Annotated in this window: 17 protein-coding genes; 14 read left to right on the plus strand and 3 right to left on the minus strand. The window is 66.9% G+C overall.

The annotated features are described in order from the left end of the window. The first annotated feature begins 597 nt into the window (after window positions 1-597). The 11 genes from QWL29_RS12960 to QWL29_RS13010 all read left to right on the plus strand — a co-directional run bounded on the left by QWL29_RS12960 (window position 598) and on the right by QWL29_RS13010 (window position 16,334). Window positions 598-2,781, plus strand: a complete 2,184-nt coding sequence (locus QWL29_RS12960) for a hypothetical protein (protein WP_305823304.1) — start codon at window positions 598-600, stop codon at window positions 2,779-2,781. A 98-nt stretch (window positions 2,782-2,879) separates the two neighbouring features. Continuing rightward, the gene (locus QWL29_RS12965; protein WP_305823305.1) at window positions 2,880-3,326 is read left to right on the plus strand and encodes a hypothetical protein; all 447 of its coding nucleotides are present in this window, start codon (window positions 2,880-2,882) and stop codon (window positions 3,324-3,326) included. Beyond that, a complete protein-coding gene (locus QWL29_RS12970; protein WP_305823306.1) occupies window positions 3,323-4,009 on the plus strand; it encodes a C39 family peptidase in 687 nt (228 codons plus the stop codon). The genes QWL29_RS12965 and QWL29_RS12970 overlap by 4 nt, the downstream gene beginning before the upstream one ends. A gap of 11 nt (window positions 4,010-4,020) precedes the next feature. Beyond that, on the plus strand, window positions 4,021-4,518 hold the full coding sequence (locus QWL29_RS12975; protein WP_229436815.1) for a hypothetical protein: 498 nt from the start codon (window positions 4,021-4,023) through the stop codon (window positions 4,516-4,518). Between the two features lie 25 nt (window positions 4,519-4,543). Beyond that, window positions 4,544-6,157 (plus strand): acetate kinase, encoded by a 1,614-nt coding sequence (locus tag QWL29_RS12980; protein ID WP_305823307.1) that lies wholly within the window; start codon window positions 4,544-4,546, stop codon window positions 6,155-6,157. A gap of 291 nt (window positions 6,158-6,448) precedes the next feature. Beyond that, window positions 6,449-7,156: a hypothetical protein gene (locus QWL29_RS12985; protein ID WP_305823308.1), complete on the plus strand. Its 708-nt coding sequence runs from the start codon at window positions 6,449-6,451 to the stop codon at window positions 7,154-7,156. A 229-nt stretch (window positions 7,157-7,385) separates the two neighbouring features. After that, window positions 7,386-9,626 carry a TonB-dependent receptor gene (locus QWL29_RS12990; protein ID WP_305823309.1) on the plus strand — a complete coding sequence of 747 codons (2,241 nt, stop codon included), beginning with the start codon at window positions 7,386-7,388 and terminating at the stop codon, window positions 9,624-9,626. Window positions 9,627-9,662: 36 nt separating this feature from the next. After that, a complete protein-coding gene (locus QWL29_RS12995; protein ID WP_305823310.1) occupies window positions 9,663-10,529 on the plus strand; it encodes a carotenoid biosynthesis protein in 867 nt (288 codons plus the stop codon). Next, window positions 10,526-11,932, plus strand: coding sequence for an oxygenase MpaB family protein (locus QWL29_RS13000; protein WP_305823311.1), 1,407 nt, complete (start codon window positions 10,526-10,528; stop codon window positions 11,930-11,932). Before QWL29_RS12995 ends, QWL29_RS13000 begins: the two co-directional genes overlap by 4 nt. Beyond that, window positions 11,929-15,432 carry a hybrid sensor histidine kinase/response regulator gene (locus tag QWL29_RS13005; RefSeq protein WP_305823312.1) on the plus strand — a complete coding sequence of 1,168 codons (3,504 nt, stop codon included), beginning with the start codon at window positions 11,929-11,931 and terminating at the stop codon, window positions 15,430-15,432. Before QWL29_RS13000 ends, QWL29_RS13005 begins: the two co-directional genes overlap by 4 nt. After that, window positions 15,429-16,334 (plus strand): diguanylate cyclase, encoded by a 906-nt coding sequence (locus QWL29_RS13010; RefSeq protein ID WP_305823313.1) that lies wholly within the window; start codon window positions 15,429-15,431, stop codon window positions 16,332-16,334. The genes QWL29_RS13005 and QWL29_RS13010 overlap by 4 nt, the downstream gene beginning before the upstream one ends. A 15-nt stretch (window positions 16,335-16,349) precedes the next feature. Here QWL29_RS13010 and QWL29_RS13015 read toward each other — a convergent pair whose 3' ends face one another. The 3 genes from QWL29_RS13015 to QWL29_RS13025 form a co-directional block, all read right to left on the minus strand. Next, window positions 16,350-18,101 (minus strand): MAG1210 family protein, encoded by a 1,752-nt coding sequence (locus tag QWL29_RS13015; RefSeq protein WP_305823314.1) that lies wholly within the window; start codon window positions 18,099-18,101, stop codon window positions 16,350-16,352. Then, entirely contained in the window at window positions 18,098-18,835 is a 738-nt protein-coding gene (locus QWL29_RS13020) for a LemA family protein (protein ID WP_305823315.1), read from the minus strand. The genes QWL29_RS13015 and QWL29_RS13020 overlap by 4 nt, the downstream gene beginning before the upstream one ends. Window positions 18,836-19,350: 515 nt before the next feature. Beyond that, entirely contained in the window at window positions 19,351-19,701 is a 351-nt protein-coding gene (locus tag QWL29_RS13025) for a winged helix-turn-helix domain-containing protein (RefSeq protein ID WP_305823316.1), read from the minus strand. Between the two features lie 95 nt (window positions 19,702-19,796). Between QWL29_RS13025 and QWL29_RS13030 the strand changes: the two genes are divergently transcribed. From QWL29_RS13030 to QWL29_RS13040, 3 genes are all read left to right on the plus strand, one after another. Next, window positions 19,797-20,348, plus strand: coding sequence for a hypothetical protein (locus QWL29_RS13030; RefSeq protein ID WP_305823317.1), 552 nt, complete (start codon window positions 19,797-19,799; stop codon window positions 20,346-20,348). 201 nt (window positions 20,349-20,549) lie between these two features. Then, window positions 20,550-22,214, plus strand: a complete 1,665-nt coding sequence (locus QWL29_RS13035) for a hypothetical protein (protein WP_305823318.1) — start codon at window positions 20,550-20,552, stop codon at window positions 22,212-22,214. Next, window positions 22,211-24,214: a hypothetical protein gene (locus tag QWL29_RS13040; RefSeq protein WP_305823319.1), complete on the plus strand. Its 2,004-nt coding sequence runs from the start codon at window positions 22,211-22,213 to the stop codon at window positions 24,212-24,214. The genes QWL29_RS13035 and QWL29_RS13040 overlap by 4 nt, the downstream gene beginning before the upstream one ends. Window positions 24,215-24,221: the final 7 nt, after the last annotated feature.

Consider the following 24,221-nt stretch of genomic DNA (forward strand, 5'->3'; position numbering starts at 1 on the left):
ATTATCCACCTATCGATGTGTCCGGGGACATTAGACCACTACACAGGCAAGGCTGCAAACCACTCACTGAAGCAAGGTGCTTTCATGGTTGACCCATATCGAAGGCGATACGGCTTGGACCGCGAAAGAGCTCAGCAGTTCAATTCTCATCCATAGCTAACGGTGACAGCGCCATTGTTTTTTCCATCCTACCTGCCAAGAGCAGTTTCTCCCCTCGGCACCCCTTCGGTGCATGCCCAGCCGTATCTTTCGCGCTTGCCGGCCAGTTCCCACCCTTGATGTAGGACGAGACCCAAGCTCGAAGTCAGCCTGAACTGTCACAGTTTCTATGCAGCATGGGTGAACACTCTGTCTCAGGAGTGTCCACTGCTAACTCGACAAAAAGACACACAACTGTGCCATTTCCGATACACCCATGCTGCATTAAATTCCTAACAACAATGCTTATACGCAATTTTCGCATTTCCTAGTGGACTTATGCTGCAATTTCAATAACTTGAGCACGTTTTAACCGAGCTGGCATTGGTCTTGCATAAGCGAGGGTACTGGTACGACTGCCAGTCGGAACTCAACCACACACCCTAGGGGAATTTAAGCATGAACAAGACCTTGCTCGTTACCGCCCTGTCGCTCGCTTTCGGCCTGAATGCTCAAGCCCAGACGACGGACCCATCCACCAACTCCTCGACCAACGTTTCGCAGGACGGTAGCGGACTGAACGCCAACGACGGCGGCACCTCGACCTGGACCGATAGCTCGAGCCGCGACAACTCGAACCAGGGCAACAACTCGTCGACCAACACGTCGACCAATACTTCCGACAGCTCGAACCAGGGCAACAATTCGTCGACCAACACCGCGACGAACACCACGACCAACACGTCGACCAACACCTCGGACAGCTCGAACCAGGGTAACAACTCGTCGACCAACACCGCGACGAACACGACCACCAACACGGCCGACAACTCGAACCAGGGCAACGACAACTCGACCGCGTCGAACACCCAGACCACCAACACCTCGACCACGACCGACCGTTCGAACCAGGGTAACGACAACTCGACCGCGTCGAACACCCAGACCACGAACAACAGCGCCGACAACTCGAACCAGGGCAACGACAACTCGTCGCGCGACAATTCGAACCAGGGCAACAACTCGTCGACCAACACCAACACGGCCGACAGCTCGGGCTCGAACAACGATTCCTCGACCCGCAACAGCTCGGGCCAGAACCGCAGCAGCGGTTCCTCGACCGCCAGCGGCCTGGGCGCTGCATCGGCCAACAACGGCGGCATGGCAACCTCGAGCGTCGACAACTCGTTCAACACCTCGAGCGCTACCGCCACCAGCTCGCTGAGCGGCACGGTCTCGGGCAACAACATCCAGAACATCGGTAACGTCGCTACCAACGCAGGCAGCGCCAACGGCGCCAACGCCAGCGGCGGCGCAGGCGCAGGCGCATGGGGCGGCAACGCCAGCGGCGACGGCGGCAATGGCGCCACCGGCTCGGGCGGCCAGGCTGCTTCGGGCTCGACCGGCGGCAACGCCGTCACCGGTAGCGCCGGCAATGCCGACGCGATGGCGGGCGGCGCCACCGGCGGCAACGGCGGCAACGGCGGCACCACCGGCTCGGCAACGAGCGGCTCGGGTGCAGCCGGCGGCGCAGGCGGCTTCGGCGGCGCAGGCGGCAACAACGGTAACGTCGCTGGCGGCAACGGCGGCGCGGCTGGCGCCAGCGGCGCCGGCACCGGCGGCGCAGGCGGCTCGGGCACGACCGGCAACGGCGGCAACGGCGGCGGCGTGGGCAGCGCACTGGCAGGCGCCGGCGGCGCAGGCGGCGAAGCCGGCGCGGCAACAGGCGGCTCGGGCGGCAACGGCGCCGAAGGCGCACTGGGCGGCAGCGGCGCGGCCGGCGGCTCGGTCATGATCGGCGACGCATCGGCCAATGGCGACACCTCGGGCGCCGGCGCTTCGAACGGCGGCAACATGGCTTCGAGCGGTTCGGGCTCGGGCACCCCTGACAGCACCGGCGGCGCCAGCGGCGCGGCCGACGGCGGCTCGTCGACCGGCACCGGCGGCACCAACACCGGCGCATCGAACACCGCATCGGCCGGCACCGGCACGGGCGGCGCAGGCGGCGCGGGCGCGGCCGGCGGCAACGGCGGCACCGCAGGTTCGGGCGCTACCGCTTCGACCTCGAGCGGCTCGGGCGCAGCTGGCGGCGCAGCCACCGGCGGCACCGGCGGCGCGGGCGCAGCCCTGTCGAGCACCGGCGGCGCAGCAGGCACCGGCACCAGCGGCGCCGGCGGTTCGGGCGGTGCAGGTTCGGGCGGCTCGTCGACCGCAGGCAGCGGCGCAGCAGGCGGCGCGGGCGGCTCGGGCGGCAGCACCGGCCTGGCCTCGAACACCGCGGGTTCCGGCGAAGCCGGCGGCTCGGCCACCACCGGTTCGGCTACCGGCGGCTCCTCGACCTCGGGCTCGGCAACTGCCGGTAACGGCGGCGCAGGCGGCACCGGCGGTGCAGGCACCGGCGGCATGGGCGGCGCAAGCGGCGCCAACACCGCAGGCACCGCTACCGGCGGCGCAGGCGGCTCGGCAACGGCCGGCAACGGCGGCACCGTGGCCGTCAACGCAGGCAGCTTCGACATGTCGAACGCCATGTCGAGCGTCGGCCAGTCGGCTGCAGGCGTGATGGTGATCAGCCAGAACAACGGCTTCTCCTCGCTGATCCAGCAAAGCGTCAACGTCCAGTCGAACCTGGCAGTTGGCCCATAAGCTGAAAACGGGCTGACACCGGAGACCATCCCGGTGTCTTCGCGACAGACTGCCGCGCCCCACCCCGGCGCGGCAGTTTTCAAGGATCAGGAGAAACGATGAAAACGATTTTTGCAATTGGCGGCATGCGCCACATCTGCGCCCTTGCCTTGGCAAGCTCGCTGGCCGCCCCAGCGCTGGCCGCCGAACCGGCCCTGCTCGCGCCCCAGGACCTGGGAAGCCTGCCAGCCCTGGAGCAGCTGTCGCAGTCCCTGGCCAGCGTGCCGGCCGACCTGCGCGAAACGCCGACCATCGGCGGCGAAACCGTGGCCACCGTCGACCTCGAACGCCTCGACCACGAGCGCGGCAAGGCCGATCTCGTTTTGAACGACACCAAACTCAACGGCGACGTCGCCAACAACAACGCCGTCAACGTGAATACCGGATCGAACACCATCGATGCCGGCTCCTTTGCCAACATGTCGGGCATTCCCGTCGTGATCCAGAACAGCGGCGCCAACGTCCTGATCCAGAACGCCACCGTCATCAACCTGCAGTTCCAATGAATGCTCGTACCATCCTTTCCGGCCTGGCCCTGGGCCTGATGCTCGCTTCGACGGCCGCCGGCGCGGCCGAGATGTCCCTGCCGAGCGGCATGCGCGTCGGCATGCCCGTGAAAAGCATGAAGGACCTGCGCTTCCAGGCCACCCTGCGCCAGCAGTACGACTTCAGCTGCGGCTCGGCCGCGCTGGCCACGCTGCTGACCCACCATTACGGCGTCCCGACCTCCGAGCAGGACGCCTTCAAATTCATGTTCCTGAGCGGCGACCAGGACAAGATCCGCCGCGAAGGCTTCTCGCTGCTCGACATGCAGCGCTTCCTGAAAAGCCGCGGCTACACCGCCGACGGTTTCCAGCTGCCGCTCGATAAACTCATCGAAGCAAAACTGCCCGCCATCGTGCTCATTTCCGACAAGGGCTACCACCATTTCGTCGTCGTCAAGGGCGCCGAAGACGGCCGCATCCTGCTGGGCGACCCCTCGCGCGGCACGCGCACGATCCCGCGCGAACGCTTCGAGGAGATGTGGGCGAACCGCATCCTGTTCGTGATCCACCAGGGCCCCAACAAGCCATCGTTCAACCAGGCCGCCGACTGGCGGGTCGCGCCGCGCGCGCCGCTGGGCAACGGCATCGCCCCGGTCATCGACACCACCTACAGCCTGCCGAAATTCGGCCCCGGCGATTTTTGAGGATCAACACCATGCGGCTTCCCTTCGTCCTGTCTCTCCTGCTGCTGCCTGCGGCGGCGCCGGCGCTGGCCGACCCGATGGACCTGTTCACCGCCGAGAACGCGGTCGACAGCAGCCGCCTGGAAGATGCGCGCGGCGGCTTCCTGGTGGCCGACGGCCTGCTGGTCACGCTCGGCATCGAGCGCATGGTCAGCATCAACGGCAATGTGGTCGAACGCAGCGAAATCCAGCTGGGCGACATCGGCAAACTGGCCGGCGGGAATGGCCTGGTGTCGACTGAAGCGCTCGGCCAATTGCGCCTGATCCAGAACGGCGCGGTCAGCGCCGTGCGCGGCGACGCCTATGCCTCGCTGCTGGGCGGAACCATCATCCAGAACTCGCTGAACGACCAGACCATCAATGCCCAGACCACGCTGAACGCGACCGCGAACACCGCTGGAATGTTACGTGCGCTCAATTTTGCCGAAGGATTGAATAATGCTTTGTCAACAGCCATCGCACCCCGCTGATGGTGTTTCGAACATGGAGCAATTAATGCACAAATTCCCGGCACTTTGTGTCGGCGCGCTCGTCGTGAGCGCAGCCTTCGGTGCTTCTTCGGCACTGGCGCAGTCCACCTTGCAGCCGTCCGTCCAGCCCGCCGCCCAATCCGGTGCGCAGACGGGCGCGCAGTCGGTCGATCTGCTGGTCGAACAACTCAAGGCGATGCGCCAGCAACTCGACGCCCAGCGTGCGCGCATCGACGAACTCGAACGCGGCGCACGTACTGCGCGCCAGGCCGAGTCGCCTGTCGACCTGGCGCCGGGTGCGCTGGCGGCCGGACTGCCGGCCACGGCCTCGGAACTCGACATGCTGCGCGGCACCGGCGGCGACCAGACCGCCGCCCAGCAGAATGCCCAGGCGCAGCTGGCCCAGCCGCCGCAACAGCAGCCCCAGCAACAGCAAGGGCTGCAGCAGCAACAACAGCAGCAACAGCAGCAGGCGCAACAGGCACAGCAGCGCCAACAGCAGCAGCAACAGCGCACCGCCCAGCAGAACGCGCCGCTGAACCCGCAGAATGTGCCCGCGAACCAGCAGCCGACCACTCCGCAGCCGGCGGCCCCGGCAGCGCCGGTAGGCGGCCCGGCCAGCGCCCCTGCGGCGGGCATCAACACCGCCGCCGTCGGCCGCGCGCCATCGACGCCGGCCCGCACCGCCGAGGTGGCGCCGATCTTCGAGCAGCCCGGCGTGTTGACCCCGCGCGGCAAGTACGTGTTCGAGCCGGCCGTCCAGTACGGCTACTCGTCGAGCAGCCGCGTGGCCCTGGTCGGCTACACCGTGATCCCGGCCCTGCTGATCGGCCTGATCGACGTGCGCGAAGTGAAACGCAATACCACCACCGCCAGCGTCACCCTGCGCCGCGGCATCACCAACCGCTTCGAGGTCGAGGCCAAGCTGCCCTATGTCTACCGCTCGGACGCCACCGTCAGCCGCGAAGTGTTCACTGGCACCTCGGTCGAGCGCGCCTTCCAGACCAGCGGCAAGGACCTGGGCGACATCGAACTGGCGGCGCGCTACCAGCTCAACGATGGCGGCGTCGACAAGCCCTTCTTCATCGGCGGCCTGCGCTTCAAGTCGCGCACCGGCAAGGACCCGTTCGAAGTCATCACCGACTGCGCCACGCGCTGCATCGGCGAAAACGTCACCGGCAGCGGCCTGCCGCTGGAACTGCCGACCGGCTCCGGCTTCTATTCGCTGCAGCCGAGCCTGACCTGGCTGTTCCCGTCGGACCCGGCGGTGTTCTTCGGCAGCTTCAGCTACCTGCACAACTTCAAGCGCGACAACATCGAGCGCACCGTGCTGAACGGCGTCAAGGAACCGCTGGGCGAAGTGGCCCCGGGCGGCGTGTTCGGCTTCAACTTCGGCATGGGCCTGGCGCTGAACGACAAGGCCTCGTTCAGCCTCGGCTACGACCACAACTCCGTCGGCCGCACCAAGCAGAACGGGCGCGCCGTGCCGGGTTCGGTGCGCATGCAGCTGGGCACCCTGCTGGTCGGCTACTCCTACCGCCTGACCGACAAGAAAACCCTGAGCGTGGCGGTCGGCGCGGGCGTGACGCGCGATACGCCGGACGTGACCCTGATGGTGCGCGTGCCGATGTCGTTCTGATCAACGCGTTCTGACCCGGCCGTGTGTGGCGGTACGGGTGTCGGCGAACGGCGCGGGTGGCAACGCTTGCGCCGTTTTTTTTGGCGCCGAAGCCAAGCTGGCCGCCTGCCGGCGGCCACCTCCTTGACATCGCCGCTTGGCGAGCTCGTCCTTACCTCTGTCTCTTAAATGACGCAGACGCCACGTATTTACACGGTTTTACATGGCGCACCCGAGCTTGCCCATCCAGGGCGCCTCCGGCGGCGCTAGACTCGACAGCATCTTTCCTGCATCGATGGTCGAGAGCCGCCCATGCAAACGCCCGCAACAGTCGTCAAGCTGATCGAACACGCGAGCCTGGCCGTCGAGCTGGCCGGCCTGCCGCTGGCGCAGCTGTGTTTCGAGCGCCATCTGAACCCGCCCGCGATCCTGGCGGCCTACGCCAACTTCACCCGTCCCCACCCGCGCTATAAAGTGTTCCGCAACAAGGCGATGGGGATTGCACTGGTTGACATCGCCGGCTTCGGGAATGCCGCTTCCTACCTCGATACCGTGCGCAAGCACGGCCACGCCGGCCCGCAAAGCCGCAAGGCGCTGGCGCGCGGCTATCAACTGCGCCGCATCGACCGCAATGCCCACCTCGACGAGCTCCATGCCATCCACACGTCCTGCGCCGAGCGCCAGGGCCGTCCGATCGACGGCGCCTACCTGCGCATGCGCCCGTATCCCGAGCAGCCGCACTGCGCCTGCCATGGCGCATTCGATGCCGGCGGCCGGCTGGCGGCGTATTGCAACGTGGCGCGCTTCGGCAACTTCGTCGCCACCGACCAATTGATGGGTTACAAGAATGGCGACGGCGCCATGTACCTGCTGCTGGCGCACATCATCTGCGAACTGATCGAGGAGCGGCAAGTAGCCTGGTTCATGTACGACAGCTACCTCGGCGCCCGTCCCGGCCTGCGCGACTTCAAGCGCCGGCTGGGCTTTCGCCCCTACCGCGCGCGCTATTCGCTTGTCTAGACAGCCACCTGTCTTTACAGCATCATTCATTAGCAGCCAGACATCGAGTGTCGCGCTCCATCCTCGTTTCCGAACAATTAAGAGCCGAGGGGCTGTTTCCCTGTTGCATGTACTGCTAGACTGCAAGACTTTAGCGTCGCCGTAAAAAGTGTTGCATAAAACACAGGCCGCTGACGCCGGTGCCCTGCACTGCGCGGAATAACACCAGGTCCAAACATTAGGGGAATGCATGTCCAACCGTCAGGTTCGTTCGAACCTTACGCTGCTGGCTGCCGCCATCTCGGGTTTGCTCCCGTTCGGCGCGGCTGCGCAGGAAACCGCTGCCAGCGCCGATGGCCAGATCCAGGAAGTCCTCGTTACCGCGCAGCGCCGTGTCGCGCCGGAATCGAAGACACCGGTCGCCATGTCCGTCATCAGCGGCGCCCAGCTGGCTAGAGCCGGCCTCGACCGCCCGTCCGACCTCGCCGCGCGCCTGCCTGGCGTGTACCTGAACGGCGCGGCCGACGGCCTGCGCATCACCATCCGCGGCGTCAGCAATGCCGACGCCACCGACAAGGGCGAGCCCTCGGCCGCCTTCATGCTCGACGGCGTGTATATCGCCCGTCCGCACAGCCAGAACGGCGACTTCCTCGACGTCGACCGCGTCGAAGTCCTGCGCGGCCCGCAGGGCACCCTGTATGGCCGCAACACCACCGCCGGCGTGGTCAACGTGATCTCGAACGCGCCGGGCAAGACGCTCGAAGGCGCAGTCGGTGCGGAGCTCGGCACCTTTGGCGCGCGCAAGGCCGACGGCATGCTCAACGTGCCGGTGAACGATGCGCTGGCGCTGCGCGCGGCGGTGTCCGTGAAGCGCCGCGACAGCCTGCTGCGCAATGCCCAGGGCACCCCGCACGAACTCGGCCTGGACCGCGACGACCGCTCGGCGCGCCTGTCGGCAAAGCTCGACTTCAACGCCGACGCCTCGCTGCTGCTGCGCTACGACCGCACGGTCCAGCATGACAACAACGACGTCATCGTCCCCGACACGAATTTTTATACGGGCATCGAGACCGGCAACCCGGTCTGGCGCGGCACGTCGACGAAGGAAAGCCTGACGAATGCCTTTGTGCCGCCGAATGCGGTGCCCGAGCAGGGCCACAGCCGGCGCGATGCACAGGGCCTGTCGGCGCAGCTGTCCTGGAACCTGGGCCCGGCCACCCTGCACTACCTGGGTTCGCGGCGCCAGTTCGACCACGATTTCCTGGTCAACTATTACTACCGCATCGTGCCCGGCTTCGCGCTCGGCGTGCGTCAATACTTCGAGGGCGCCTACGACCAGGATTCGCACGAACTGCGCATCGCCACCAAAGACACCGGCAGCGTGTCGGCCCAGGCCGGCGTGTATTGGTTCCGCGAAGACATGACCCAGCTCGCCACCTTCCGCGACCTGGAGCCGATCGGCCTGCCGCCCTATTACGTGTTCCCGACCGGCCCGGTGGTCTCGAAGAGCCGCGCCGTGTTCGGGCAAGCCACCTGGCGCGTGCTCGATACGCTGCGCCTGACGGCCGGCGCCCGCACCACGCGCGACGACAAGTCGCGCGTCGGCGCCACCAACCTGCAGTTCGGCCCGGTCTTCAACCCCGCCACCGACCTGGCGCTGCCGAACGCGGCCCGCCTGGAAACGAGCAAGACCACCTGGCGCCTGGGCATCGACGCCGACCTGAACCCGACCACCCTGGTGTACGGCGTGCTGGCCACCGGCTACAAATCCGGCGGCTTCAACGACGGCTGCCTGGCCGATTCAAGCGCGCTCGGCGTCGCCTGCCCGGCGCCGGTGGCGGAATCGGCGCTGGTGTATCGCCCGGAAACCCTGAAGTCGGTCGAGCTGGGCCTGAAGACCCGCTTCTGGGCCAACCGCGCCAGCCTGAACCTGGCCGCCTACCAGTACGACTACACCAACCTGCAGCTGTCGGGCGTGGAGATGGAAAATGGCGTGCCGCGCTACGTGACCCGGAATGCCGGCGTGGCCAGCGTCAATGGCCTGGAAATCGAGGCGGCGGTCAAGCCAATCGCCAGCGCCCGCCTGAGCTCCACCCTGGCCTTCACCGATGCCCACTACGTCGACTACACGCCGGACGGCCTGCACTCCTGGGCCGGCTACAAGCTCGACCGCGCCCCGAGCGCGACCCTGACCCTGGGCTACGAGCAGGGCTTCGCCGTGGGCGGCGGCACGCTGACGGCCGGCGTGTTCTCGCGCACGGCGCGCGCGTACACCATCGGCGTGCCGAGCCAGCTGCTGCGCTACCGCATCCCGGGCCGCACCGAGACCGACCTGAGCCTCGGTTACCAGCAACACGGCGCCCCCTGGAGCCTGCTGCTGCGGGTGCGCAACCTGCAAGACAAGGTCGAGCCGGTGAACATCGACAGCTTCGGCATGACCGTACCGAGCGAGCCGCGCACCGTGTCGCTGCGCATGGATTACCGCTTCTGACAACAATAACCTGACCAGCCAAGACGAGGAACGACCATGCAGCGCCATCTCCCCCGCATCACCTTCATCCTGCTAGCCCTGTTCCTCGTCGTGCTGCTCACGCGCGGCCTGAACGAGACCACGCGCATGCTGATCGTCGGCTCGCTGGCGATGTTCGCCTGCTGCTGGGCCAGCGCAATCCACCTGCTGGGTGCGCGCGCGGCGCTGCATTTCGTGCTCATCTCGGTCAGCCTCGGCTGGTTCGCCGAGCAGATGGGCTCCACCTACGGCTGGTTCTTCGGCCACTACACCTATACCGAGGTGCTGGGCTGGCGCATCGGCGACGTGCCGATGGTGATCCCGCTGATGTGGTTCGCCCTGACCTACATCGCCTACGTGATCGCCAACCTGATGGTCTGGCAGACCCCGACCGATGGCGCCGCGCCGATCGGTCAGAGCATCGTCCAGTCCTTCCTGGCCGCGATGATCGTCACCGCCTACGACCTCGGCGCCGATCCGTACATGGTCTTCACGCTGAAGGCCTGGATCATGCACAAGACCGACGGCTGGTGGTTCGGCGAGACCCTGCAGGGCTTCGTCGGCTGGATGGCCGTTTCCTTCGTCATCATCTTCCTGTTCCGCCTCATGCTGCGCCGGCGTCCGCCGGTGGCCGCGGCGGGCGTGTCGCGCGTGCATACCGTGGTGCCGCTCGCCATCTATGGCGGCAACATGCTGTTCCAGGCCTGCCTCGGCACCCCGGTCGAAACCCGCACCATCGCCGTGTTCGCGATGGGCATTCCGCTGCTGGCCGCCCTGTGCGGCTGGAGCCGCTGGCAGGCGCCTGTCTCCGCCACTGTCACCGAGCTGCCGGCCAGCCCGGTGGTGGCAGCTGCCCGCATGGCCGCCGTCGCACGGGAGGCATGATGGGCGTCCTCCTCGATCCGGCCCTGGCGCCGGCGGCCGACCCGCGCTACCGCGCCGATCCGCTGGCCGACGACGTCGTCAACCGCATCCTCGCCGATTGCGACGGCGAGGAACGCTACGACGCGATCGCCATCGTCAACCGCGAGCTCGCCGCCTGGACGGGCAACGGCGTATTGGACGGCTGGCGCGCCAGCCCGGCCACGCCGCTGCGCATTGCCGCGGCGCTGGAAGACTACCTGCGCGCCGCCAGCGCGCTGCCGGCCTGGGCCGACCCGGCGCGCATCGGCGCCGCCGAAGCGGTGTTCGTCGAGATGAGCATGCTGTCCTGCACCCTGCTGTTCTGCGCCAGCCTGCCCGAGTGCTACGTGCCGGTCGACCTGGCCAGCGTGCTGCACACGGCGGGCCAGCTGGAGCAGCACACCGACTACCGCGTACGCTCGACCGCCGCCATGATCTTCCCGGTGATGCTGCGCGGCGGCCTGACTGCGCCTAGCGGCGGCGGCGTCGCCCAGGTACTGAAGGTGCGCCTGATCCACGCCACCATCCGCCACCTGATCCTGCGCGGGAATCCGGCAACGGTGATGGCCGGCGGCGAGCCTGGCGCCACCCTGGCCGAACGGGCGCCGGAGGGCCCGGGACTGCACCGCGCCCTGTATGCGCGCGGCTGGGACGTGGCGCAGCACGGCCTGCCGATCAACCAGGAAGAACTGGCATATACCCTGCTGACCTTCCACTACGTTTTCCTGCGCAGCCTGCGCCGCCTCGGCCTGGGTTTGACGCCGGCCGAGGAAGGTGCCTACCTGCACGGCTGGAACGTGGTCGGGCACCTGCTCGGCATCGAACCGGCGCTGCTGGTCGACGACATGGCCGCGGCTGAACAGCTGTTCGCGCGCCTGCAGGCACGCGGACGCCAGGCGGCGAACGCCGGCGCCCTGCCCTACGGTGCAGCGGACCCGCGCCCGGCGCTGGCCGCGGCGCTCATGGGAGCGATGCAGGACGAGATTCCGCTGCGCCCCCTGAAGCCCTTCCCGACCCTGCTCACGCGCTACCTGTGCGGCCGCACGAATGCGCGCGAGCTCGGCCTCGACGGCCAGGTGTCGCTCTTCTCGCGCACGCTGTTTGTGCTGTGCATGGGCGCGGTGCGCGGCATCGACTGGCTGGTGCGCCGCGTCGTGCCCGGCTTCTCGATCTCGCGCCTGGTGTCGCGCGTGCTCGGCTACCGCCTGACGGTGAAGCTGCTGATGGACCAGACCCGGCCCCTGAAGCTGCCCGAGGCCCTGCTGAACGGCATCGCCGAGACGGTCCAGGCCTGGCACCACGATCCGAAGGCGCCGGCCTGGATGAACCGGATCGAGCTGCGCCTGCGCCCGGACACCTCGATCGCTTCCCGCAAACAGCCATGATCCCGCGCCCACTGCCCGGCTGGTCTTTCCTGCGCGCGGCATGCGCCGTCCTGCTGCTGGCCGCGCTGGCGCTGGCAGTACAGGCAGCACAGGCGGCGGCCCAGGCGTCAGCGCCGCTGCTGCTCGACGACCGGACCGGCGCGGTGGAAGCCTGGCCCGCCGTCACCACCCTGGACGACCCGAACGGCACGCTCGACATCGACGCGGTGCTGGCGGCCGGCGCGCGCTTCGCGCTACCGCAGACGGCCTACGCCACCATGGGCATGCACCGCGGCGTACTGTGGCTGCGCATTCCCGTGTCGGTGCCGGCGCACAGCACCGCGCGCTGGATCCTCGACATCGACTACGCGGTGCTGAACCGCGTGGAGATGTTCGTGGTCGTCGACGGCCGCGTGCACCAGCATGGCCTGGCCGGCAACCTGCAGCCCGCAAACGGCCCCGCGCGCAGCCCGCGCACGCCGGCGCTGATCCTCGACCTGGCGCCCGGCAAGCAACACGACATCTATATGCGGATCGAGAACGCCGGTCCCAAGATCCTGCCGATCCGCCTGTCGCAGGCCTCGGTCTACCACCACAACGCCCTCGGCGAGCAGATGCTGCAAGGCCTGCTGGCCGGCCTGGCCCTGTGCCTGGTGCTGTACGGCCTGGCGCAGTGGGTCAACCTGCGCGAGCCGCTGTTCGCCAAGTTCGCGCTGATGATCACCGGGACCGCGCTGTTCTCGGCCGAATTCGCGGGCCTGGGCAGCCAGTACGTCTGGGGCAGCAATGCCTGGACCAACATCCACGCCGGCGGGCTGTTCGCGCTGATGTCGTCCTGCGGCGCCTACCTGTTCGTCGAACAGGCCCTGGCGCGGCCCGGCATGGACCGCACCTTCAGCCGCCTGATGAAGACCGGCGCCGCCCTGTGCGTGGTCGCGGCCCTGGCGTATGCCGCGGGCGTGATCAGCGTCGACGGCCTGGTGGCCATCGTCAGCACCCTCGGCCTCATGCCGATGCTGCTCGGGATGCCGGGCGCCTTCATGCGCGCGCGCCGCGGCGATCTGGTCGGCGTGTATTTCCTGGTCGGCTGGTCGATCAGCTTCACCAGTTCGGTGGTACTGAGCCTGGTGATCAACGGCGCCCTGCCCGCCACCTTCTGGACCATGCACGCGCTGCAGTTCGGGAACGCGATCGACATGCTGGTGTTCATGCGCATCCTCGGCCTGCGCACCAAGGCGATCCAGAACGCCATGCTGCGCGCCGAAGCGGCCACGCGCATGAAGTCGGACTTCCTGGCCAACATGAGCCACGAGATCCGCACCCCGATGAACGCCATCATCGGCATGAGCCGCCTGGCCCTGAAAAGCGACCCGGACCCGAAGCTGCGCAACTATCTCGGCAAGATACTGGGCGCCGGCGAGCACCTGCTCGGCATCGTCAACGACATCCTCGACTTTTCCAAGATCGAAGCCGGCAAGATGACGCTCGAACGCGTGCCCTTCGACCTCAACGAACTGCTGGAACACCTGTCCAGCCTGACCGCGGTGAAGACCGATGCGCGCCGCGTGGAACTCGTGTTCCGGGTCGGGCGCGGGGTGCCGGCGCGCCTGGTGGGCGACCCGCTGCGCCTGGGCCAGATCCTGATCAACCTCACCAACAATGCGGTGAAATTCACCGAGCGCGGCGAAATCGTGGTGGCGGTGGAGCTGGAAGCGCGCGGCGCGGACGGCGTGACGCTGGCGTTTACCGTCAGCGACACCGGCATCGGCATGAACGAAGGCCAGCTGGCGCACCTGTTCCAGTCCTTCAGCCAGGCCGACGGCTCGATTACCCGCAAGTACGGCGGCACCGGCCTCGGTCTCACCATCTCGAAGCAGCTGGTCGAGCTGATGGGCGGCGCCATCGGGGTCACCAGCACCCCGGGCGTGGGCAGCTGCTTCCGCTTCACGGTAAAACTGGGTGCCGGCATCGACGCCGATGCGGTTTCCCTGGCTGCACCGGCCGCCCCGCTGCACGACGTGCGCGTGCTGGTGGTGGACGACTGCGAGACCGCGCGCGAAGCCCTGGTCGAGATGCTCGACTCGCTCGGCGTGGCGGCGCATGCGGTCGATTCCGGCGAACGCTCGCTGGCATTGCTGCGCGATGCGAGCGAACGCGGCGCACCCTACCAGATCGTGCTGATGGATTACCTGATGCCGGGCTGGGATGGCGTCGAGACCATCCGCCGCATCCACGCCCAGGCCGACCTGGCGGCGCCGCCGGCGATCCTGATGGTCAGCGTCTGCACGCGCGAGACGGTGCTGCAGCAGGAAGGCGCGCTGCCGCTGCATGGCTTCCTGACCAAGCCGATCGGCCCGGCCCTGCTGTACCACAGCCTGCTGCAGGCGCTGAGCCCGGAAACGGCGCCCCAGGTCCCGGCGCGCCTGGACACCGGCACGCGCGAACTGGCGCGCCTGCGCGGCGCGCGCATCCTGCTGGTCGAAGACAACACCAACAACCGCGAAGTGGCGCTCGACTTCCTGGCCGCGGCACCGGTGCAGGTAGACGTCGCCGTGCATGGCGCGCAGGCGCTGGAGATGGTGCAGCGCCAGGACTACGACCTGGTGCTGATGGATATCCAGATGCGCGAGATGGACGGCTTGACGGCGACGCGCCGCATCCGCGCCATCGAGGACCTGCGCGCGCTGCCGATCGTGGCCATGACCGCGCATGCCATGGCCGGCGACCGCGAGAAGAGCCTGGCGGCCGGCATGAACGACCACATCACCAAGCCGATCGACCCCGAGCAGCTGCTGCGCGCCTTGCTCACCTGGATCGACGGCTCGCGCCTGGCCGGGCGTACGACGCCGCTGGCGGCGGCCGATGCCGCGCCCCCCAGCGCGCCGCTGCGCCTGCAGGCGCTGGCCGGCGTCGACTGGGACGCGGCCCTGGCCGGCGTGAACGGCCAGCAGGCGCGCCTGCTGAAACGGGTGCGCAGCTTTGTCCAGGAATACCGCGGCGCTCCGCGCCAGATGCTCGAGGCCCTGGCCGGCGGCGACCTGGGCGTGCTGCAGCAGCTGTCGCACAATTTGAAATCGAGCGCGTCGTATGTCGGCGCGTACGCGGTGGCGCACGGCGCCGGCCAGCTGGAAACCGGCCTGCGCGCCGGCGATACGGCGGCGCCGGCGGCGCTGGTGCCTGGCCTGGCTGCGGCCCTGGAAGCGGTGCTGGCAGGCTTTGAAGGCCTGCTCAGCCCGCACGGCGCAGCCCAGGACGGTGCAGGTGCGGGTGCGGGCGTGGCCTCCACCCTGCCGGGCCTGGTGCGGCGCCTCGGCGGCTACCTGCGCGAAGACGATGCCCGCGCCCAGGGCGCCGCGGCCGAACTCCAGGCCCTGCTGCCGGGCGCGGCCCAGGCGGCCGAGCTGGGCGCCGCGCTGGCGGCCCTGGCCGCGGCGGTCGACGACCTCGAATACGCGGCCGCGCTCGACCCGCTGGCCCGGGTGGCGCAGCAGCTCGGGGTCGACCTCGGGGAGGCGGCATGAACGCGGTGCCGCAAAAGGTCCTGATCGCCGACGACGACGCCATCAACCGCGACGTCCTGTGCGAACTGCTGCAGCCGGAATACACGGTGCTGCTGGCGAAGAACGGCGCCCAGGCGCTGGAACGCGCCACGCGCCACGTGCCCGACCTGGTGCTGCTCGACGTGATGATGCCCGACATGAGCGGATACGACGTGCTGCGCCGCCTGCGCGCCACGCCGGCCACGGCGCACGTGTCGGTGATCTTCATCTCGGGCCTGGACCGGCCCGAAGACGAAGCCGCCGGCCTCAAGATGGGCGCATCGGACTACATCACCAAGCCCTTCAACGCCACCGTGGTGCTGGCGCGCGTGGCCCTGCACCTGCAGCTGGTGCGCCAGCGCCGCATGCTGGAACACCTGGCGAACGTCGACGGCCTGACCGAGCTGGCCAACCGGCGCCGCTTCGACGAAGTGTATGCGATGGAATGGCAGCGCGCGCGGCGCACCGGCGAGCAGCTGTCGCTGGCCGTGCTCGACATCGACTGCTTCAAGCAGTTCAACGATATGTACGGGCACCCGGCCGGCGACCGCGCCCTGCGCGCCGTGGCGCGCGCCGCCGCCGCCCAGATGCGGCGTCCGGCCGACCTGGCCGCGCGCTACGGCGGCGAGGAACTGGTGCTGGTGATGCCCGACACCGACGCCAGCCAGGCCGGCTACGTGGCGAACGCGATCCGCGAGGCAGTCGCGCTGGCCGGCATCGCCCACGCCGGCTCCAGCGCCGCCGCCTGGCTGACGGTCAGCATCGGCGGCGCCACCTTCCTGCCCGACAGCGGCGAACCGGCGGCGGCCCTGTTCGAAGCGGCCGACGCCCACCTGTACAAGGCCAAGCAGGCGGGCCGCAACCGGGTGGTGTGGCGCGGCTGAACAGCCGGGGTCACATCAGCCCGGCACGACCGCCGACAGGATCGAGCGGCGCAGGACGGCCCTTCCGGCATCGATGCCGTGATGGGCAAACGCCGCCGGCATCGCGCTGCGGTAGCTGTCCGTGGCGACGTCGCTCGCCGCCTCGCCCGGCGCCGCCGTTTCCTTGACCAGCACCCTGGCGCTGTTGCTGACCTCGAAATACTCGTCCCAATGCACGGGCACCTGGTGGGTACGGCCATCGCCGCCCCAGACCGAGATATAGGCGGTCCGCGCGACGCTCTTGAAGCCGCTGGCGGTCACGCGCACTTCCTGCGAACCGTCGGCTTCGCTTTCCATGGCCGTCTTCAGGATACTGCGCGTCACGCATTCGGGATGATTGAACGCCGCCTCGCCATGGTAATTGGCGATCGCCTCGTGCTCCCAGAAGCAGGGCTTGTGCGAATACGTGTCCTTGTAAATGTCCGCATGCGGCCGATGCTGCTGGTACAGCGGAATGGCGAGCAAGGGCGCCATCCCGAAGTAGAACGACTTGAAGAAATCGTTGTGGTAGCTGTTGAAGAAGCTGCGCGCATGGGCCAGTTCATAGGCATGGAAACTTGCAGGATCGGCGCTGATATCGGTACGGCGCATGTGCCCCGCTTCGACAACGTTGATCATGTGCGTTTTCTCGAACACGAAGGTGTCGCCGAAACCCGTTTCGCTGTCCTTGAGCAGCTTGAGCATTTCCTGCTGCGCCAGGGGCGTGAACAAGAGCCGGAACTGTACTTCGTGGTTGCGGTCGGTGGCATCGAACAAGGCGTCGAATTCGCGGTTGGCCATCACCGTGAATGTCTTGCCCTCGCCGACATCGCGCGATTTCGCTTCCAGCTTCTTGATGGCGCGGTTCTTGCGCCATTTGTCGAACATGCCGTCTTCCAGCTTCGAAAGTTTCGAAGGGTTGCGGGTGAACACAAGGTCCGGCGCCGCTTCGTTGCCGTAGACGATGAAGGTGCGGTTTTCGTATTCCGGGAATGGACGCTCGACCGATGCGCGCAGGGTTTCGTGGCGGGTGCGGGTTTGCCATTTACCTTGCGAATCGCGGTATTGCTCCGTCCAGCTGATCGAGAGCGAGCCATGGTAGGTTTTGCTGCCCATCCAGTGCGACAGGGTGCGCGCCAGGATGAACGGGTTGCCGTTCAGGACGCCGCTGTGCGAAAACACGATGGAATGGTCGTCGCCGAGATTGCCGGACCAGCCGAAGCTGTTGCGCAGCTCGTTCATGCGGCCGTTGCTGAAATAGGCGTCGAAGGCGATGCGCGGCACCGTTTTCTGCATCAGCTTCGCCACGATATCCCAGTCAAACAGGCGGTTCAGCGGCGCCATCTGGCTCCAGGCCACGGCGCGCTTTTCGTCGCAGACCGTGCGCAGGGCCTTTAACCGCGCATCGGAGTCGTTGATGACGCGGTTCAGCACATGGATTGCAGGGGCCAGCACGAGCGCGGGAAGCACCAGCCACGGCCACGTGTATTGCGCCAGGATGTACAGCGCCGCCAGCACCGCAGCCGCGATGGTAAGGCCGCGCAGGATGCGCCACCATTTGTTGGACGACCCGACGCCCGCAGCCTGCTTCTCGAGTTCGCGCAGTTCCTGCACGGTGCTGGCGTTGGCATTCTCGTCCACGCCGGAGCGGCGCACGAGGTCCTCGAAAAAGTCCGCGGTATGGGTGACATGAGCAGTCTTGAAATGCGACGCATACTGCTCCAGCGGCTCATGGACGTCGTCGATCAAAAGAAGGTGCTCCGGGCGGCGGCCTTGGTTTCGGCGGAGGCCGTGAATGGAATGCGGGTCGTATAACCCGCCCGCGCCGCAACGATCTGTTTGGTTGGCCAGGCAAAGACATCCTGGTTCCACATGCCGACGGTATCGTTATACAGCGTGCGCGCCGCGGTGACTTCTTTTTGCAGGTAACTGTTCTGGCGCATGGCATCGGCAATCACCGCTTGCGCTTTCAGGTCCGGATACGCCTCGACGGCCAGGTTAATGCGCGAAAAGATACCGTCGATTTTCTGGGATGCCTGGTTGCGTTCGGCATCGGCGTTGTGTCCGCTGCGGTAAGCGGCGACCGATTTCATGACATCCTTGTCGAGATCGATCGCTTTCGCCACCAGGCCCACCACGTTGTTCAGGACGACAACACGCTGCTCCAGGTAGTTGTCGATCTGCGAGGCGTCGGCCTGGATTTTCTGCTGCAGCTTGCGCAGGTTTGCCAGGGCAAAGATTTTCATGAACTGGAAGATCAGTCCCGGCAAGGCGCCCAATACCAGCAGGGCCAGGCTATACGTGCGCGGCAGTGCATCGGTCAGCAGCGCCAGGGCGCCGATGATCGGAATGACCGTCCACAAGGCGATTTCGAAGATCAGCGAGCCGGTGCCGATCTTGACCGGAATCTGCCTGCTGATGACATTGATATCGCGGCCGTTTTCGTCGATCGGGCCAGTTACTTCGTCCAACTCGTTTGCCATGCTTGAAAATCCCTTGTTTTGGTTTTTTGAATAGTTGCGACTTGTTTCGCCGCCACGCCTTGCACGCTTGAGCGATATGCAATCCGGTTAGATTGCTTATAGTCACTTTTTGTTGTCATGATATCTTGCTAAACACAAAGCAATCAAGGGCGATGAAGACGATATGCCATGTTGGTTGTGTTGAATTGGCTCTCAATCAAGCGTTGAAATAATGAGAGCGGTTTGATGGTATTTCTTCGAGGTATGCAGCATTAAACGCACAGGAGCGTTGTATTACGTGCGCTTTGTAATTACCGCCGCGAGTTGAAGGCCAAGCCAAGCGTCTGGCTTCAAGCTGAGCGCGAGAATGTCGACTGATCGAGCGGAGCGGTTTATCGCGCCTTGACTCGTTATCGGAAATTCTGGATGGTTTTCGATGACTTACAGCCGAGCCCGTGTCCGGATGTCAGACTTGACCCCGGCTTGTGACTATTGGATAGTTTTAAGCTATTTCTAGCTGGTAATATGCCGTCCGCCTAGCCTTCGGTGGCGCGCACCATGCATTGGGACAGGCGGTCGAAGTGCAGCAGTGCGGCCTGGGTCAGTTCGATGCGCTTGCGGCGCGTGTCCTCGGTATCGGCCAGCATGATCCAGCCCTTTTCCCGCATCGACTTGAGCCGGTTGTGCACGGTGGCCGGGGCGCCGAGTTCGGTGGTGCCCATGACGTCGCGCACGCTCAGGCGCTGCTCGGTCTGGCCGGCGCGGGCGACGAGCGCCAGGATGCGTTCTTCGAGCGGATCGAGCTCGGGCAGCGAAGGCAGGCCGCGCAGGGCTTCGGTCAGCTGGAGGAAACGCACATAGATGTCGGCGGGGCGGGTTTTCTTCATCGGTTGGTGGTGGCGGATGCTGCCGGCGCTACGCCAGCGCATGAAAGTATGGCGGCCTGGTCCGGGCAGTCCGGACTATTTTACTGCACCAGGGTATGAAACAGCTTCAACTGCATGCGCTCATGGTGGGCGCCACCATCGCGATGTTCTCCGCGGCCCTGGCCGTGAACGAACTCTTCTTTCTTTCCCTCGAATTCGCACCGGGCATCAACTGGATCTACCTGCCGGCCGGCGTGCGCCTGCTTGCCACCCTGCTGTTCGCCGAAGCTGGGGCCGTCGGCCTGTTCCTGGTCGGCTGGGCCGCCTGCGCCTTCATCTTCTTTCCCGACGATCCGCTGCGTTCGGTGGCCGGCGGCTTCCTCGGCGCCGTGGCGCCCTACCTGGTCTACCTGATGATGCGCCACCGCTTCGGCCTGCAGGCCTCGCTGGCCAACCTGACGCCGGCGCGGCTGCTGTATTGCGCCCTGGTGTATTCGATCGCCAGCCCGCTGCTGCACCACCTCTGGTTCGGCCTGGCCGAACACAAGAGCGGCCTGCTTGGCAGCTTCGTGGCGATGGCCACCGGCGACTTCTTCGGCACCATTGTCGTGCTCTACGGCGCGAAGCTGGCTTTGCAGCTGCTGGCGCCACGCAACAAGGCGCGATGAAGCCGCCTCTTCACTGATCGTACCAAAAACCATACCAATCATCCAAAGAGTTTCTTCATGGGAAAAATTATTTTTTCTTTGATCTATATTTTGTAACGAGTTCTCTTATAATTCCCTTTTGAAACATTTCTAAAAAATAAAAATGCTGGCGCCAGTGCAAGGCCGATGGCCTGCCTGGCCGGCACCATGACAGGGAACACCATGAAGAAACGACTCTTGACGATGGCGCTCGCGCTGGCCATGGCGCCGGCGCTGGCCAGGGACTTCGAAGTGAGCGGCCGCGGTAGTGCTGCGATTGCCGCCGGCAACCCGCAAACGGTCAGGGCGCTGTCGCTGGCTGCGGCCAAGCAGCAGGCCCTGGTCGCCGGCATCAACAAGGTGAATGGCCCGGATTCGGCCGCCGACCCGAAGGTCGCGGCCAAGCTGCCCGGCATCCTCGACCAGATCGGCGACGAGCGCTTCGTGAATCGCCGCAGCCAGGCCGTCGGTGACGCCTTCGAGACCAGCGTCACCCTGCTGATGGACGACAAGGAGTTCCGCACCCTGCTGAGCGACGCCGGCATCGCCGCGAACACCAGCACTGCGCGCAGCTTCTCGGTGCTGGCGGTAATGGATGAATTCTTCACCACCCCGACCGATCTGAAGGCGCCGCTCGAGGAACTCGAGGAGTTCAGCCACGAAAAGGGCAGCTCGTTCAAGGACAAGTCGATTGCGACCAGTTCGAACAAGCGCGCGGCAAGCAGCGCCGCCAGCTCCAGCGCCAGCATCGACGCAAAAATGGCCGCCTCGGGCAAGCAAAGCAGCTCGCACGACAGCCGCCTGGACGCCGCCGGCTCGGCCGCGATGTCGGGCGCCGCGCGCGATTCGTCCGGCTCGGTGGCCGTGGCCGGCGCCGCCTCGAACAGCATCTCGGCGCGCGACAAGGGGGCGTCAAGCGCGCAGTACGCCGCATCCGGCTCGCTGAAGGCATCCAGCGCGAGCAGCAGCGCCTCGGCCAGCGCCAGCAGCAGCGCCTCGCTGTCGGCCAAGAACGTCGCCGCCGAGGAGCACGACAACGTCCACTATAAAAAACTGATCCGCTACCAGCCGCAGAACCGCGGCCCGGAAAAGACCAGCCTGACCTACAACGCCCTGAAGGGGCAGATGCAGGACTACGACCTGAAGGTGCTGGACAACGACATCTTCAAGAGCAAGTACTTCCAGAACAAGCCGGTCACCATCGAGCAGATGCAGCAAAGCGCCGACCTGGCGAAATACGTGGGTTTCGCGCGCACCGACGCCAAGGCCGACTTCTTCATGCTCGGCACGTCCGTGATCATCGACTCCGGCCGGAACGCCGCCAGCGGCGAATTCATCTGCACCGGCGTGATGACGGTAAAGACCTTCTCGACCGCCAGCGGCGAGGACATCGCGTCCGAGACCACGTCCGAATCGGCATCGGGCCAGAACCCGAACGACTGCGCCGCCAACGTGTCGAAGAAGCTGGCGGCCGGCGGCGGCCCGGCTATCGGCGCGCGCATCGCCGACTACTGGAAGCGCCGGAATACCTATGGCCGCGAATTCGTGGTGACCCTGCAGGGCAAGGACCTGGGCGACGCCGCCACGCGCGGCCTGGCGAAAGCCATCAAGGCCATCGAAGGCGTGGAAAAGTCGACCCTGCGCAGCCAGACCGACAACGAGTACCAGCTGGTGGTGGTCTACAAGGGCGAGTCGCTGAAGGACGAGATCGACGACCGCCTGGACGCGCTGCCCGCCTTTGCCGCGCGCCGCTCGCGCGTGGAGAGCGACCAGATCACGATCTGCATGAGCACCTGCGCCGCGCCGGCTTCGGCTGCTGCGCCAGCCGCCAAGGGCAAGAAGAAATGAAGCGCAGCCTGATCGCCTGCGTCCTCGGCCTGGGTGGCATGCTGGCCGCGGCCCCGGCCCCGGCTGCTCCCGCCCTGAAGCTGTATCCGGTGCGCGGCCTGTTCCAGCCGTCGAACGACGGCGGCCTGATCCACGCCGCCTTCCGCGAGGCGGTGCCGGCGGCCGGCGGCGGCGACTACTTCCAGGCCGAGTTCCGCAAGGCCTTTCCGGATGCGGTGGCGAACGTCGCCGACAAGGACCGCCGCTTCACCCTGGTCGGCTCGATCCAGATCGCGCGCGCCTCCAGCTATACCGTGGACAAGGTCGACGGCACGACCGACGTGCTGGCGCCAGTCTCGGGCAGCCTGTATTTCACCAACGCGGTGAGCGGCGAAGTGCTGTACACCGTAGCGGCCACCTATTACGCGCGCGCCAGCGTCGCCCAGGGCAGTCTCGACGCGGCGCGCCGCCAGGCCATGTTCCGCGAAGCCTGGCAGGGCCTGGTGGCCGAACTGCTGGCGCGTGCGCGCAGCCAGTTCAAGCCGCACACGGTGGCAGCCACCGTCAAGCGCGAGTGGAACGGCCTGTACCTGCTCGACCGCGGCCAGGACGGCGGCGTGGCGAAAGGCGACCTGCTGTCTGACGCCGACGGCAATACCCTCGAGGTGGTGCACGCCGCGCCGGCGTATGCGGTGGGCGCGCCCAGCCTCGGCAAGATCGCCCCGGGCGCCGCCTTTGCCAAGGAAACGAATGCCGACCTGAACGAGCTGAAACGCCCGCGCGTGATGGTGCTGGTCGACGCCGTGCCGGAGGGCATGCCGGCAGAGATCGTCGCCCAGCTGTTTACCGACCAGCTGGGCGCCAAGGCGCCGCTGAGCGTGGTGCAGGTCAATCCGCTGTTTTCCCAGGTGCTGGCAACGGCCTTTTCCAGCACCGCGCTGTCGAACGAGCACCGCGGCAAGCGCGAGCTGCCCGACTACTTCCTGCGCCTGGGCGTGCCCGAGTCGCGCAGCTTCGAGCTGCCGTCGTCGCTGAAGAACCGCAGCGTGCGCAGCTACCGCACCCTGGTCACGGCCGAACTGGTCGACCGCAGCGGCCGCGTGATCTTCGCCACCCGCGGCGCCGACCGCAGCGACGACCAGGTGGTGGCCGGCATGGCGGTCGACGAAGCCAGCCGCCGCGATGTGTCGCTGAAGAACGCCCTGCTCGACCTGGCGGCGCGCATCGGCAAGGAGCTCAAGTTCGAGCAGGCCGCGCTGGCGCTGGAGTCGCACGCGCCGCTGCGCCTGCAGGACCGCGACGGCATGCTGGCGCCGGGCGCCCAGCTGACCCTGTTCCGGAATATCGGCCGTGTCGACGGCATCGCCGGCGAGGTGCGCATGCCCTTCTTCGATGCGGCGGTGGAGAGCGTGGACGCCGGCGGCGCCGCGCTGGGCGCCGGCCTGCCCCTCGGCGCCACTCCGGTGGCCGCGGCGGCCGGCGACCTGGCGCTGGTCGACAGCGTCGGCGGCATCCCGGCCGCCACGCGGCGCCGCTTCGCCGCCTGCGGGCCGGCCGAGCAGCTCGGCGCGCTGGCCCTGCCGGCCTTTGGCGAACTTGCCTTCAACCGCTTCGCCAGCACCTGGCGCGCGCCCTACTACTCGCCGGCGGTGTTCGCCCGCGTGCAGGAACTGGTGGGGCCGGAGACGCGCTTCAAGTCGCGCCTCGCGGCCGCCCCGGCAGCCGCCGACTACTGCGCGCAGGCTGTCTACCGCATCGATCCGGCCCCGGCCAAGTGCAGCGGCGAACCGCGCGTCTGCCAGGACAGCGCCACGGTGCGCATCACCTGGCGCATCCGCCAGGGCGAGCAGGTCGTCGCGCGCAGCGGCCTGGAAACCACGGTGGCCGGCGCCGGCTACCTGGACGGCACGCCGGCCGCCGCCCGCAAGAATGCCTTCGACAGCGACCTGCTCGACGCAGCGGGCAAGCTGGCCGGGGACATCGCAGCAGGTCTCAACAACCAGAAGTTCAACTCACCATAAAAAAGGC

The sequence above is a fragment of the Massilia brevitalea genome (assembly GCF_030711405.1).
Taxonomy (GTDB): Bacteria; Pseudomonadota; Gammaproteobacteria; order Burkholderiales; family Burkholderiaceae_D; genus Telluria; species Telluria brevitalea.